This is a genomic window from Aquamicrobium sp. YD-1-mutant5, from assembly GCF_059509755.1.
The window spans coordinates 341,015-355,197 of record NZ_JCAKKP010000004.1; the positions used below are offsets into that span (position 1 = coordinate 341,015).

The 14,183-nt window shown below is 64.2% G+C and carries 12 protein-coding genes; 3 read left to right on the forward strand and 9 right to left on the reverse strand.

Going from position 1 to position 14,183, the window contains the following annotated elements; genetic code table 11:
- Positions 1-2: 2 nt before the first annotated feature.
- A complete protein-coding gene (locus AC5XE7_RS09285; RefSeq protein WP_495365783.1) occupies positions 3-1,091 on the forward strand; it encodes an efflux RND transporter periplasmic adaptor subunit in 1,089 nt (362 codons plus the stop codon).
- Complete coding sequence (locus tag AC5XE7_RS09290; RefSeq protein WP_495365784.1) at positions 1,088-4,153, forward strand: efflux RND transporter permease subunit; 3,066 nt, start codon at positions 1,088-1,090, stop codon at positions 4,151-4,153. Before AC5XE7_RS09285 ends, AC5XE7_RS09290 begins: the two co-directional genes overlap by 4 nt.
- Before the next feature lie 20 nt (positions 4,154-4,173).
- On the opposite strand, the gene scpB is transcribed toward AC5XE7_RS09290, so the two are convergent.
- From scpB to AC5XE7_RS09330, 8 genes are all read right to left on the reverse strand, one after another.
- Positions 4,174-4,872, reverse strand: coding sequence for an SMC-Scp complex subunit ScpB (scpB, locus tag AC5XE7_RS09295; protein ID WP_495365880.1), 699 nt, complete (start codon positions 4,870-4,872; stop codon positions 4,174-4,176).
- Positions 4,873-4,874: 2 nt separating this feature from the next.
- Positions 4,875-5,831: a DUF1403 family protein gene (locus tag AC5XE7_RS09300; RefSeq protein WP_495365785.1), complete on the reverse strand. Its 957-nt coding sequence runs from the start codon at positions 5,829-5,831 to the stop codon at positions 4,875-4,877.
- A 79-nt stretch (positions 5,832-5,910) separates the two neighbouring features.
- Positions 5,911-7,014, reverse strand: a complete 1,104-nt coding sequence (locus AC5XE7_RS09305) for a DUF1513 domain-containing protein (RefSeq protein ID WP_495365786.1) — start codon at positions 7,012-7,014, stop codon at positions 5,911-5,913.
- A 1-nt stretch (position 7,015) separates the two neighbouring features.
- Complete coding sequence (locus tag AC5XE7_RS09310) at positions 7,016-8,086, reverse strand: imelysin family protein (protein ID WP_495365787.1); 1,071 nt, start codon at positions 8,084-8,086, stop codon at positions 7,016-7,018.
- Positions 8,087-9,562 carry a di-heme oxidoreductase family protein gene (locus tag AC5XE7_RS09315; RefSeq protein ID WP_495365881.1) on the reverse strand — a complete coding sequence of 492 codons (1,476 nt, stop codon included), beginning with the start codon at positions 9,560-9,562 and terminating at the stop codon, positions 8,087-8,089.
- A 131-nt stretch (positions 9,563-9,693) separates the two neighbouring features.
- Positions 9,694-10,179, reverse strand: a complete 486-nt coding sequence (bfr, locus tag AC5XE7_RS09320; RefSeq protein WP_183826763.1) for a bacterioferritin — start codon at positions 10,177-10,179, stop codon at positions 9,694-9,696.
- Positions 10,145-10,456, reverse strand: a complete 312-nt coding sequence (locus AC5XE7_RS09325) for a (2Fe-2S)-binding protein (protein ID WP_495365788.1) — start codon at positions 10,454-10,456, stop codon at positions 10,145-10,147. The genes bfr and AC5XE7_RS09325 overlap by 35 nt, the downstream gene beginning before the upstream one ends.
- Before the next feature lie 73 nt (positions 10,457-10,529).
- Positions 10,530-11,804, reverse strand: coding sequence for an imelysin family protein (locus AC5XE7_RS09330; protein WP_495365883.1), 1,275 nt, complete (start codon positions 11,802-11,804; stop codon positions 10,530-10,532).
- Between the two features lie 508 nt (positions 11,805-12,312).
- On the opposite strand from AC5XE7_RS09330, the gene AC5XE7_RS09335 reads away from it, so the two are divergent.
- On the forward strand, positions 12,313-13,539 hold the full coding sequence (locus AC5XE7_RS09335) for an NAD(P)/FAD-dependent oxidoreductase (RefSeq protein ID WP_495365789.1): 1,227 nt from the start codon (positions 12,313-12,315) through the stop codon (positions 13,537-13,539).
- Positions 13,540-13,597: 58 nt separating this feature from the next.
- On the opposite strand, the gene mscL is transcribed toward AC5XE7_RS09335, so the two are convergent.
- Positions 13,598-14,020, reverse strand: coding sequence for a large conductance mechanosensitive channel protein MscL (mscL, locus tag AC5XE7_RS09340; RefSeq protein ID WP_495365885.1), 423 nt, complete (start codon positions 14,018-14,020; stop codon positions 13,598-13,600).
- Positions 14,021-14,183 lie beyond the last annotated feature (163 nt).

The following is a 14,183-nucleotide window of genomic DNA, read 5'->3' on the forward strand; positions in this document are numbered from 1 at the left end:
CCATGACACGATCCCTGTTCCTGCGTGTGCTCATTGCATCCACCCCGCTTCTGGTTCTTTCCGCCTGCAGCGAGGCTGAGGCGCCCGAACCCGGAGCTCCGCCGCGCCCCGTAATCTACACCATCGTCGAGCCCAGCCCGGTTGCGGAAACCGGCTTTACCGGCACCATCGAACCCCGTTACAGCACCGCACTCGCGTTTCGGGTGCTGGGCAGGCTCACCAGCCGCCCGGTCAATGTCGGCGACCTTGTGCAAAAGGGCGATACGGTCGCAGCGATAGATCCCTCGGCTCTCGATCTGGCGGTGCAGTCCGCAAAGGCCGATCTCGCCAGCGCCGAGGCGCAGTTTGCGAGTGCGGCGGCCAGCGAGGAGCGGCAGAGCGCGCTGCTGGCTTCCAGAAGCGTATCGCAGGCGGTCTACGATGCAGCCCGTCAGGCGCGCGACAGTGCCGCTGCAGGGCTTGAAAAAGCGCGTGCGGGGCTGAACAAGGCCGAGGACCAGCGCAGCTATGCGCGGCTTCGCCCGGAATTTGATGGCGTCGTGTCCGAAGTTCATGCCGAGGTGGGCGAGACGGTCGCGGCGGGACAGCCCGTGCTGACGGTGGCGCGTCCGGACATCCGCGAAGCGGTCGTCGACGTGCCTGACCGGCTGAACGGACTGCTCAGCCCCGGCACCGAATTCGAGGTGCGGCTGCAGGCCGATCCTTCCGTCACCGGCAAGGGCACGGTTCGCGAGGTGGCGCCGCAGGCCGATCCGCAGACGCGTCTCCGTCGTGTACGGATCGAGCTTCAGGACCCCGAGCCGGGCTTCCGGCTGGGCGCCACCGTGCGCGTGGCGCACCGGGCCGCGGAAACCGCGCCCGTCGTGCTTCCGCCCGGCGCTCTCTACGAAAAGGACGGCGCAACGTCCGTATGGCTTGTTGATCCGCAAAGCCTTCAGGTGACGCGCCGCGCGGTCACTGTCGCTCAGCGCACGCAGGCAGGCTTCGTGACGGATGACGTGCCGGTGGGCAGCCATGTGGTGACAGCGGGCGTTCATGAACTTGTCGAGGGCCAGAAAGTCCGGCTCGCGGGAGAAGGAAAGCGCAATTGAAGGGCTTCAATCTTTCCGACTGGGCTTTGAACCACCGGTCCCTCGTCTGGTATTTCATGGCCGTGTTCCTGATTGCGGGTGTGGCTTCCTATGTGAAGCTTGGCCGCGAGGAAGACCCGAACTTCACCATCAAGACCATGGTGGTGCAGGCCAACTGGCCGGGCGCTTCGGTCGAAGAGACCCTCAACCAGATCACCGACCGCATCGAGAAGAAGCTCGAAGAACTGGACGGGCTGGATTTCACCCGCTCGGTGACCACGGCCGGCCAGTCGGTTGTGTTCGTCAATCTGAAGTCCACGGTGAAGGCAAGGGACGTGGAGCCGAGCTGGGTGCGTGTGCGCAACATGCTCGAGGATATCCGCTCGTCGCTGCCGGAAGGCGTCTACGGGCCTTATTTCAATGACCGCTTCGGCGACGTGTTCGGCAACATCTACGCCTTCACCTCCGATGGCCTGTCGATGCGCCAGCTGCGTGATTACGTCGAGGATGTGCGCTCTCGCATCCTCACCATCGAGAACGCCGGCAAGGTCGAGCTGATCGGCGCGCAGGACGAGGCGATCTATCTGGAATTCTCGACCCGGCAGATCGCAGCCCTGGGCCTCGACCAGCAGGCCATACTGGACAGCCTCCAGGCGCAGAACGCCATCACGCCCTCGGGGGTGGTGCAGGCGGGTCCTGAACGCATCAGCGTGCAGGTCAGCGGCCAGTTCAATTCGGAGGAGGATCTGCGCGCGGTGAACCTGCGCGTCAACGACCGCTTCTTCCGCCTTTCGGACGTGGCCACCATCACCCGCGGCTATGTCGACCCGCCGAAGTCCCTGTTCCGGGTCAATGGCGAGAACGCCATCGGGCTGGCCATCGGCATGAAGCCGAACGGCAATCTGCTGGAGTTCGGGCAGGCTCTGGAGGAGCTGATGCACAAGACGATGAGCGACCTGCCGGTCGGCATCGGCGTCACCAAGGTGGCGGACCAGCCGGAAGTGGTCGATCACGCGGTTTCAGGTTTCACCAAGGCGCTGTTCGAGGCGGTCGTCATCGTTCTGGCGGTCAGCTTCGTCAGCCTTGGCGTGCGCGCCGGTCTGGTCGTGTCGCTGTCCATTCCGCTGGTGCTGGCCATCACCTTCCTGACTATGTCCTATATGGACATCTCCTTGCAGCGCGTGTCGCTGGGCGCCCTCATCATCGCGCTCGGCCTTCTGGTCGACGATGCGATGATCGCGGTGGAAATGATGGTGGCGCGGCTGGAAAAGGGCGATCCGCTCAACAAGGCGGCGACCTATGTCTATTCCCACACCGCCTTTCCGATGCTGACTGGAACGCTGGTGACGATTGCCGGCTTCATCCCCATCGGGCTCAACTCCAGCCAGGCCGGCGAATACACCTACACGCTGTTCATCGTCATCGGCGTGTCGCTGCTGGTGTCGTGGATCGTGGCGGTGCTGTTCGCGCCCCTGCTTGGCGTGACGCTGCTGCCCGCGACCATGAAGCACAAGACGGCAGAGGAGCCGGGGCCGGTGATGCGCGTCTTCGGCCGCGCCCTGCTTGCCGCCATGCGGTTCCGCTGGCTGACGATCGTCATCACGGTCGTGCTGTTTGCCGTGGCGCTCTTCGGCATGACCTTCGTCGAGCGGCAGTTCTTCCCCGAATCGGACAGGCCCGAGCTGGTGATCGACTGGCGCCTGCCCGAAAACAGCTCCATAGCCGACACAAGCGAGCAGATGGTGCGGTTCGAGGAGAAGGTGCTGAAGGACAATCCCGACATCGATCACTGGAGCAGCTATGTCGGGCAGGGCGCGGTGCGCTTCGTTCTGGCCTTCGACGTGCAGCTTTCCAATCCCTATTACGGGCAGATGGTGATCGTCGCCAAAGACATCGAGGCTCGCGACCGGTTGCGTCAGCAGTTCAACGACGTGCTGCGCCGCGAATTCGTCGGCACCGACGCCTTCGTCAAATATCTGGAGCTTGGGCCGCCCGTCGGGCGGCCGATCCAGTATCGCGTCTCGGGTCCGGATATCCAGACGGTGCGCGGTTACGCTCAGCAGCTCTCCGCCATTCTCGACACCGACGACCGCCTGGGCGTTGCCGCCTATGACTGGAACGAGCCCGGCCGCGTGGTGCGCGTCGACGTGCTGCAGGACAAGGCGCGCAAGCTCGGCATTTCGTCGAAGGACATCGCCACCGCCCTGAACAGCGTGGTCGGCGGCATTACTATCACGCAGGTGCGTGACGCCACTTATCTGGTCGATGTGGTGGTGCGGGCGCGTGAAGCCGAGCGCAATTCCATCGATACGCTGCAAAATCTCCAGATCGCCACCGGCACGGGCTCCTCCGTGCCGCTCGCCGCCATCGCCGACTTCCGCTACGAGCTGGAGCAGCCTGTGGTGTGGCGGCGCGGGCGCATTCCCACCATCACGGTTTCCGCCGGCATCGTCGACAAGACCATGCCCGACACGATCGTGAAGGATATTTCGCCGAAGATCGATGCCTTTGCGGCCGGGCTTCCGGCCGGCTACAAGGTGGAAACGGCCGGAACGGTAGAGGAAAGCGCCAACAGCCAGGGGCCGATCGCGGCCGTCGTGCCGCTGATGCTGTTCGTGATGGCCACCATCCTGATGCTGCAGCTGCAGAGCTTCCAGAGCCTGTTCCTCGTGGTGGCGGTGGCACCCCTCGGCATCATCGGCGTATCGGTCGCCATGCTGCTCAGCAACAAGCCGCTCGGCTTCGTCGCCATTCTGGGCGTGCTGGCGCTGATCGGCATCCTGATCCGCAACTCGGTCATTCTCATCGTGCAGGTCGAGGATCATATCCGCGAGGGCCAGCATCCGTGGGATGCGGTGGTGGACGCTTCCACCCACCGGATGCGGCCGATCGCGCTCACCGCCGCCGCCGCCAGTCTGGCGCTGATCCCGATCTCGCGCGAGGTGTTCTGGGGGCCGATGGCCTTTGCCATGATGGGCGGCATCATTGCCGGCACCGCGATCACGCTATTGTTCCTGCCGGCACTCTATGTGGCATGGCATCGGGTGAAGGAGCCTGCGGCGGAACCCGTCGAAGAAGCCTGAGACTGCGGGACGCGCGAAGACTATTCTTCCGCGTCCTGCGCCTCGCCCTCCGTCGCCATGGAAATTGGGATTTCGCCGGCCAGCAGCTTTTCGCGTGAAAGCAGGCCGGCATCTTCCAGCGCTTCGAAATCGGGCAGGTCGCGCAACGTCTCCAGCCCGAAATGGGAGAGGAAAGTCTTCGTCGTCACATAGGTGTAGGGCGCGCCGGGTGTGGGGCTGCGCGGGCCATAGGCGATGAAGTCCTGTCCGCGCAGAACCGCGATCAGGTCGCGGCTGATCTCCTTTGCGAAGAAGGAGGAAAGCTCGGCCCGTGTGATCGGCTGGAAATAGGCGATGGTCATGAGCACCAGCGCTTCCGTTTGCGACAGGGGGCGGGCGGACCTTGCCGAAGCCTGACCGGAAGCGGTGCGGATCGCCTCCGCGAAGGCCGGTCGTGTGCGGTGCTGCACGCCACCCGCCACCCGCACCAGATCGTAGGGCCGGCCGCGCAGTTCCTCGCGGATATCGTCGATGATGAGATCGAGATTGCAGTCGCGCCCGACAACCCGCGCCAGCACGTCGCGCGGCACCGGCTCGGAGGCGGCGAAGATCACCGCCTCGACGCGGCCCATCCACTCGCGCCAGCGTAGCTCCGGCGGAAGATGCTCAAGCTCGGTGTCCAGCAAAGGCGGCTGCTTCGCTGCGCGGGGCCTGTCTTCATCCTGCGGGCGATCTGTCATGGTCACAGCCCGTAAATCCTGAACGAAGCCCGCCCGCTCAGCTCCCGCACCGCCTCGAACTGTTCCAGCCGCGCGAAAAGGCGCCGGGAGGCAAAGCGCGACAGCCGGCGCGAAGCAAAGGTGCCAGGCAGCGCGTCGTCGCCGAGCAGGATGTCCAGCGCGTCGGAAGCGCCCTTGGCCCTCAGCTTTGGCGCCACCTCAAGCAGGTGCGCGGCGCGGCGCGACAGCGTGGTGGCCTCGCGCAGGGCTGAGGCGACCGCCTCGACCAGCGCCACGCACAGAACCTGCCCGAATTGCGGATCGCCCGGCCTGATTCGCTTTGAACGTCCGCCTTCGACACGGAAGATGGGCGTGAAGGCGGATGTCATGGCAAGCGGCACTGCCCGCTGCCAGCCAAGGCAGCGGGCCAGCACCAGATCGACGAGCCACCAGCACAGAAGCTCGGTGCGGGGTTCGAGCGCCATGATGCCGGCGGTTGCCGCCGCTGCCGCCAGGGGTGCCGGCCTGCCGGATGTCGCGGCCGTATCGACCATGCCGGCGATTGCCTGCCAGTCCATGTCGCCGGGCAGCCCCATCAGCTCGGCCAGTGTCGCCAGCCCTTCCGCCTCGGCCTGTGGCCGCTGCCCGGCCAGCCGTCGCCACGCCGCGAAAAGATTTCCGGCGGGGCCGGGGTCACCATTTGCCGGACACAGATACCAGGCATCGCGAAGCGCGGCCTGCGTCTCCGTGCGTCCCGCCATGCGGCAGGCCTCGGCCGCACAGTCGAGCGCCAGCCGGTGCCGCCATGCGCCTGCCCAGACCGGTTCCGCGCGCACGAGGCTGTCGAGCGCATGAAGGGCGGCACCGGCTGAGAAGGCCGTGCCGACGGGATCGGCAGGGTCGGCGCGCGCCGTCACCCAGCCCGGCAGGCGCGGAATCACGTCAGGAACGACAGGAGGCGAATCGGAACGTCTGGCCATGGCCTGAATCTATGCCGCAGGTGCGCATGAAACCAGATTCCCGATTGCAATCCGCACAACTTGTGAGGCCGTGCAGGTTTCAGGCTGTCTCTATGCGCAGCATATGGTTGTCCCAGACATGATCAGGGTCACTGAGCGTCGCGCCATCCGGGCCAACGATGACGCCGCCGCCCGTGGTCGACAGGAAGCCCTTGCCGTCGGGGGCGATGCCGCACACCTCGGTCAGGTTCTGTGCCGACAGCACCTTGCTGGACGCTGCCTCGATCACGGCAAGCGTGTTGCCCTGCGGCGAGGTCACGGCAACGGTGCCGGCCAGCGGGTTGGCGGCAACCGAGCCGACATAGTTGCGCAGGCCAGCCAGCACATCCTGCGGCATTTCGATGAGCTGAATGCCCTTGTCGCGCGTTGCCTTGCCGACCAGCGGCGGCAGGTCCGTCACCGGGCCGCGATACTGGCAGCCGAACCACACATTGCCAGCGCCGTCCCTGTCCATATGGCGGATCGAGAGCTTGTGCAGCTCAGCGGGCAGTTCGTGCTTTTCGATCAGCTCGCCGCTGATGCGGTCGACCAGCACATAGGAAGGCTGCATGGTGGCGATGTTGAGTTCGGCGCGGCCGAAATCGGGATGGGTTTCGATGCCGCCATTGGCAATCGCCAGCGTGCGCCCGTCGCCCAGCAGCAGAAGCTCGTGCGGGCCGACGCCGTATGTCGGGAATTCGCCCACGCGCTGAAAGCCGGAGCGGGCGTCGTAGACCCCGATCATGCCGTCGGCATTGTCGAAATCGTTCTCGGTTGCGTAGAGCAGCGCGCCGTCCTGCGAGAACACGCCATGGCCGAAGAAATGGCGGTCGGGAAGGCTGGGAATGGTCAGCGGTTCCTCGCGGCCCTTGTGGTCGAAAACCATGGCGAATGTGCCGGGCTGGCGCGCGAACACCACGGCCCGGCCCGAAACCGGATCGAAGGTTACGTCATGGCCGCGGTCGGGCAGGTCGATCGCATGCAGCACCTTGCCGTCCTCGGAAAGCACGGCGGCTCCGTAGCTGCCGTTGCGGTGCACGAAGGCGGTGGCGAAGACGGCGTCCGTTGCCATTGCACGCGCCCAGGCCGAAGGGGTCATGGCCGCTGCAAAGCTCGCGCCTGCGGCGCGCAGGAAGTCGCGGCGGTCGATCAGCGGCGTGCGCATCTCAGTCTCCGTCGAGAGAGGAGAAGCCGGCGGTCAGCCCGAACTCGCCGCTCAGCCGCACACCGAACAGGTTGGAGAGGCTGGACGTGACAGTGCTGAGATAATCGAGCTTTTCGCGCCGGGCGGGATCATCAAGCGCCTCTTCGATCGGTCCGCTCACCGAGCGGGCGGCTTCCGCGCCGTTGGTGAACTGGATTTCGATGGATTCGGCGATCCATCGTGCGTCGGGCGACAGCGCATCGGCCAGATGCGAGGCCCGGAAAAGGTCGCCCAGACCTTCGAGATTGGCGGCGAGCGAAGCGGTGGTGCTCTGCGAGCGCCAGTAAAGCGCCTGCTTCGGCTTGTCCTTCTCCGGGCGCAGGCCGAGAAAGCCCCTGAGGCGCACGTCGCGCACCATTTCCAGCCCGTTGATGAACACGCCCATAAGCTCGGTCACGGCCTCGGAGCCGTTGCGATAGGTGAGGTTGTCCGGGCCGGGGCTGGCCCAGATCGCGGCAAAGCCATCCTGCTTGTTCCAGTCGTCGCGCACCTCGGCGCTGATGGCGGCGATGTTGCCGGCAACGGCCGCACCGAAGGCGCAGCGATAGGCTCCCTCCGCCGTCGCAAGCTCTTCCGCGTCGGTGCCGTACAGCACATATTCCAGCGCGCCGAAGCCCTGCATGGCAACGCTCTTTTGGGCGATCTTCTCCGCCTCGGTGGCGTCCGGGTCTCTGGCCGCGAGCGCTGCCTGAACCTGCTTGAGGCCGATGCTCTTGCGGTCGGGCCAGAACAGCATCCTCTCCAGCCGGTTGCCCTCGCGGATCGGGCCGAACATAATCAGCTCCACCTTCGCCCAGCCCTGCGCTGCCTGCGCGAACCCGTCGCGGGCGGCGTCAAGTGATGCTTGCGATGGCGTGGCGCACAGGGCTTCGACCGATTTTTCAAGCGCGGCGGTGCGTTCGGCGAGATCGCCATAAGCCGGGCGGATGAAGCCGTCGATCGCCTGGCCGATCACATCGGAGGCCGGCATTGCCGCCTGAGCCGCCGCCGGGAGGAAAAGGGAGAAGGTGAATGCGAGCGCCAGTGCTTTCATCTAGAGCGACTCCAGGAATTTGATCAGGGCTTCGCGTTCTTCGGCGCTGGCTGCCGCGAAATTGTCGCGCGCGCTTTGCGCCTCGCCACCATGCCACACTATGGCTTCGGTCAGATTGCGGGCGCGGCCATCATGCAGGAAAAAAGTGTGGTTGTTGACCCTCTGCGTGAGTCCGATGCCCCACAGCGGCGGCGTGCGCCATTCATAGCCGTCGGCAACGCCCACCTGCTGGCCGTCGGCAAGGCCTTCGCCCATGTCGTGCAGCAGGAAATCGGAATAGGGCCAGATGAGCTGGAAGGCGTGCGCCTTGTTGGGCGCATCGCGGCGGGTGACGAATTTGGGCGTGTGGCAGGAGGCGCAGCCCATGTCGTAGAAGGCCTGCTTGCCGGCCAGAACGTCCGGCTTGTCGAGATTGCGCCGTGCCGGCACGGCAAGGTTCTGCGAATAGAACGTCACCAGATCCATGATCGGCTCCGGCGCTTCCGTGTCGCCAAGGCGGGGTTGCACGCCGGTCGGCATGTCGAGGCAGGCTTTCTGCGCCGGCGTGCAATCGCCCCAGTGATGCGGCACTTCCGGGGAGGATATGCCGATGTCGCCGGCAAGCGCATCGGCGGATTGCTGGCGGATCGTGGCCGTCTGGGCCTTCCAGCCGAAACGGCCGAGCGTCAGTTCACCGGTCAGCGTGTCGCGCACGATGGAGGCCCTGCCGGAAATGCCGTCACCATCGGCATCGTCGGGATCGGCATTGGCGAGGATATCGGCCGGATGGATCTGCTCCACGAGCCCCAGACCGATCATCGGATTGGCGATGCGCGGCGACAGCGTGGTGCGCGCGTCGAGCGGGCCGTAGCCGAGGTTTTCCACCGAATAAGCCGGCTTGCGCAGGGAAACCACGGTGCCGTCGTCCAGCGTGACCGGGACCTCCTCGTAGTCGATGCGCATGCGCCCTTCGCTGACCAGTCCGGGCACGGCAAGGTCCTGCAACTGCGTGCCGTAGACGGGGTCAGGGAAGTTCAGCACCTGATGCGCGGCGACCGCCTGCTTCTCCTCGTCCGTTTCGGCCTCGCGCGCCAGCCGCAGGAACATGGAGGTGGCGTCGGCCTTGCCCTCGGGGGGATGGCCGCGCCCATCTTTCAGGTGGCAGCTCTGGCAGGCGCGGGCATTGAACAGCGGCCCCAGCCCGTCCGATGCCTGCGTCGAAGAGGGTGAAGAAACCCAGTTCTTGCGGAAGATGGCATTGCCGAGCTTGAAGGTGCTTTCTTCCTCGAAGGTGATGTTGGCGGAAAATTGCGAGAACGAATCGGCGTTGACCCGCTTGCGGGTCGTCGCGGCGCCACCCTGCATCAGCTCGAACTGCTCGGGCTTGCTGAAGTCCGTGGTCGGGGCGGTGATCGCCCGCACCCGCGCCAGATCCTTTTCCGTCAGATCGTCGCGGATAGCCGGCACATCCGGCAGGTCCTGCGCGTCGGCAGGCATGAGACACGCCAACAGCGAAAAGGCTGCCGCACAGACGCCGAAGCGGCGTGCGGCAGGCTGTATATGCGGCGCGTCGAAGCCGGACCGCGTGCGGCGCAAAAAGTCTAGGATGCGCCGCATTCCCGCATGTCCTATGCCGCCTCGTTGGCCGGGGCGGCGTTAAGCAGGCCGTACTTTTCCTCACCCAGCGAAGCCAGGAGGTCGAGCTGCGTTTCGAGGAAGTCGATATGCCCTTCCTCGTCGATCAGCAGTTCCTCGAAAAGCTTCATGGTGACGTAGTCGCCCAGTTCATTGCAAATCTCGCGCGAGCGCTTGTAGGAGGTGCGCGCGTCGTATTCTCCGGCCAGATCCGATTCCAGCACTTCCTTGACGTTCTGTCCGATGCGCAAAGGCGCCACGGATTGAAGGTTCGGATGACCTTCCAGGAAGATGATGCGCGCCACCAGCTTGTCGGCGTGCTGCATTTCCTCGATGGATTCCTCGCGTTCCTTCTTTGCGAGCTTCAGATATCCCCAGTCTTCCAGAAGGCGATAATGCAGCCAGTACTGGTTGACCGCGCCAAGTTCCAGAAAAAGGGCTTCGTTAAGCCGCTCGATGATTTGTGGGTCGCCTTTCATGGGTCCTGCTCCCGTATTGGACGCGCAATTCTCTCACGCGAGCCAAGTGTGAAACGATATCCACGCCACCCGCCTCCGAGCAGACGTGGTAGTCCTCGGTTACCCGAATGATCGTTTCGACCACATTTGGGAAGCAGCCGCAACAGCGACCGCGCTTCTTCATATAGTGATAGACTTTCGCCGGGACGATCAGCTGCCACGGATCGCTGTCCAGCAGATCGATGATTGCTTTCTCGATCTCCTTTTCGGTGATGATGTTGCAGTGACAGATCAGCATGTCGTTCCTGGCCTGGCTGGGCGGTGCCTTTCACCGGCACCGCTGTCGCTGGAATGAAGGAGGTTGCCGGCCCTTATTCGAAGACTTTGTCCGGCGAATCGAGGCTGTCGGAGCCTTCGAAGGCGATGGCGTCGAGCTTCAGGGCAGCGACGACTCGTTCGATCGACTTGGTCTGGTCGACCAGCGCGTCGATGGCGGCCTGCACGGTGGCATTGCCTTCCGCATTGCCTTCGCCGATCTGCTGGTCATAGGCCTCTCCCGCTTCGGCGCGGGTGGCAATAGCTTCCATTTTGGCGACTGTGGCGTCCAGCTTGCCGGTCAGCTCCGTGTCGAGCGCCAGATCGGTTTCCTTGACCAGATCGGACAGCGAGGGCCCGGCGACAGACGAGCCGTCGATGCGCTTGTAGCTGCCGAGATAAGCCTCGCGAATGCCGACCGCGTCATAGAGATGGGAGATATGGGTGTTGTCGGAGAAGCAGTCGTGCTCTTCCTCCGGATCATGCAGCAGAAGCCCGAGCTTCATGCGCTCGCCGGCCAGCTCGCCATAGGAAAGCGAACCCATGCCGGTCAGGATGGTGGACAGGCTGGTCTTTTCCTCGCCGTCGTTCAGCGCCTTGCGGGCTTCGCCGTCGTCCTTCCAGTTGTCGACCATCTCCTGCAGGTCGGCGACCAGCAGGGTGGAGGCCGACTTCAGATACTCGGCGCGACGCTCGCAGTTGCCGCCGGTGCAGTTGGCCTTGTCGTAGTCGGTGTAGGGGCGCTTGCCGGCGCCGGGACCCGTGCCGTTGAGGTCCTGACCCCACAGCAGGAATTCGATCGCGTGATAGCCGGTGGCCACGTTGGCTTCGATGTCGCCGGCTTCCTGCAGGGTTTCGGACAGGAATTCCGGCGTCAGGCTGGAGGCGTCGACCTCCTGCCCGTCGATCTCGATTTTGGTGTTGGCGATGACATTGGCCGTGTAGAGGCCGTTCTCGTCGGATTCTGTGCCGTAGCTGGCGTCGACATAGTCGATCAGGCCTTCATCCAGCGGCCAGGCGTTCACGCGGCCTTCCCAGTCGTCGACGATGGCATTGCCGAAACGGTAGACTTCGGTCTGCTGGTAGGGAATGCGGGCCGCCTTCCATGCCGCCTTTGCCGCATCCAGCGTCTCGGCGGAAGGGGTGGCGATGAGGGCGTCGATGGCGACGTCCAGCGCCCTGGCGGTGGTCAGCGAGTCCTCGTATTTGGCAAGCGCGATGTCGGCATAGGTTTTCACCACGGCCCTGGGATCAGTGTCGGCCTTCGCCGGCAGAATGAAAATAGCTGCAGTCAGCGCCGCGGTGGCGCCAATCGCCGCCATTCTGCCCATTGAGCGGGTCGAGGCCCAGCTTCTGATCATCGCTCTCATCTCCTACAAGAATTAGACGTCCGTCAGACAGCGCCGGGGAGGCGACCGGTGCCGGTAGAACGGACTTTTCCGAAAGAAGGAGATGATGTCACGATCGACCCGGCGTCTTGCCGTGGACGGGGCAGGAGAAATCCACAGCGGACCTTGCCGAAACGAAACAACATCGAAGCCTCCAATCGAAAGGGTTAAAGGCCCTTACATTAAAGGAATGCGTCAGGACGCTCGTTCATAAAGCCTCACATTCGCTGAAAGTCAACTTGAATCTGGAAAAAGAGCAATTAAAACAATAGTTTAGAATTATTCTAAACTATTGAAGTCATGTTTATCCCGATGCTTTAACAGGCGCTTTCCGGTTGACAGGCCGCTGGCACTGGTGCGACGCCCGACAGGCCCTCTTGAGATATGAATAAACAATCTCCAACTGGCAGGGGCCTCTGCCTGAGAGGCCGAAACAGGGAAAGCAGGTGCCATGACGAGCGGTACGATCATTGTTGGGGCCGGCCATGCCGGCGTTCAGGCCGCGGCCAGCCTGCGCGAGGAGGGCTATGACGGGCCGGTTGTGCTGATCGGCGAGGAACAGGAGCTGCCCTACCACAAGCCGCCCCTGTCCAAGACCTTCATCAAGGATGCAGCGGCAAAGCCGCAGCCGCTGCGCGGCGAAAGCTTCTATGAAGGCAATTCGATCGATTATCGTCCGGGCCTGCACGTCGAGCGCATCGATCTCACCGGTCGCCGCCTCGAGCTTGCGGGGGGTGCCTCGCTTGCCTTCGACAGGCTGATCCTCGCGACGGGTTCGCGGCCTCGCCGCCTGCCCGTCGAGGGCGCCGGTCTGCCGGGCGTCGTTTCCCTGCGCGAGGTGGCCGATGCGCGCCTCATCCGCGAGTTGAGCGCATCCTGCACCGATGTGGTGGTACTGGGCGGCGGGTTCATCGGTCTGGAGATTGCGGCCACCCTGCGCGCCGCCGGCCGCAACGTCACCGTCGTCGAGGCGGCCGACAGGCTGCTTGGCCGCGTCGTGGCAGCCCCCATAGGGGAGCATGTCCGCCAGCGTCTGGCCGATCTCGGCGTACGCATCCTCACCGGCACCACCGTCAGCCGGCTGGAGGGCGAAAAAGGCCATGTCTCGGCCGCCGTCACGGCGGCCGGCGAGCGCCTCCCCGCCCAGCTCGTCATCGTCGGCGTTGGCGTCGTGCCCAATGTGGAGCTTGCCGAACAGGCCGGCATCGCCATCTCGAACGGCATCCGCGTCGATCACCAGATGCGCACATCCGTGCCGGAAGTTCTTTCGGTGGGTGATGTGGCCTCATACCGGCACTGGTTCACCGGCGGCGACGTGCGCCTGGAATCGGTACAGAACGCCACCGATCAGGCGCGTCTGGCAGCACGCACCATCACCGGCGGCACCGATGCCTATGGCGCCGTCCCATGGTTCTGGTCGGATATCGGCGACATGAAGCTGCAGATGGTGGGGCTGACCGCCGGCGCCGACAGTCATCTGACCGTAGGCACGCCGCAGGACAACAGGTTCTCCGTCTATCATTTCGCGGGAGACCGGCTTGTGGCCGTCGAATCCGTCAACCGCCCGGCCGACCATATGCTCGGCCGCAAGATGCTGGCCGCAGGCTTTTCGCCATCGCGCGAGGCGGTGGCGGAGGGAGCCGATGCCCTCAAGGCCGCGCTTGCCGCTGCCGGGTGAAAGAAAAAGCCCCGTCCTCTGAACGAGGCGGGGCTTTCAGTTTCGATGCGCGTCCGGCTTACTTGCGGGCCAGAAGGTCGCGGATTTCCGTCAGCAGTGCCACATCGGCGGGCGGCGGAGCTTCTTCGGCCGCTGCCGGCTGAGCTTCAAGGCGACGGCGTACATTGTTGACGGCCTTGACCATCAGGAAAATGATCCAGGCGAGGATCACGAAGTTGAGCAGCACGGTAACGAACGAACCGTAGGCGAACACCGCGCCCTGCTCTTTGGCTGCCTCGAGAGAGGTGGCTGTAATATTCGACGACAACGCCAGGAAGTAGTTGTTGAAGTCGAGACCGCCGAAGATCGCACCGACGATCGGCATGATGATGTCGTTGACCAGCGAATCGACGATCTTGCCGAAGGCACCGCCGATGATCACACCGACGGCCAGATCCATCACATTGCCTCTGGAAATAAACTCCTGAAATTCCTTCAGCATTTGCCTCTCCAATATTTGCGGCACAGGCCGCCTGTGTTGCAGCTTCGCTTGCCCGAAGCCCGAGGGACAATAGCAGAAACCATGAGTTGAAAAACCGGGAAATCGCAGGCACTGCCTGCTCTTATACAGGCCTAAGGTTGCAGTGGACAGGTTGGGTTTGCTG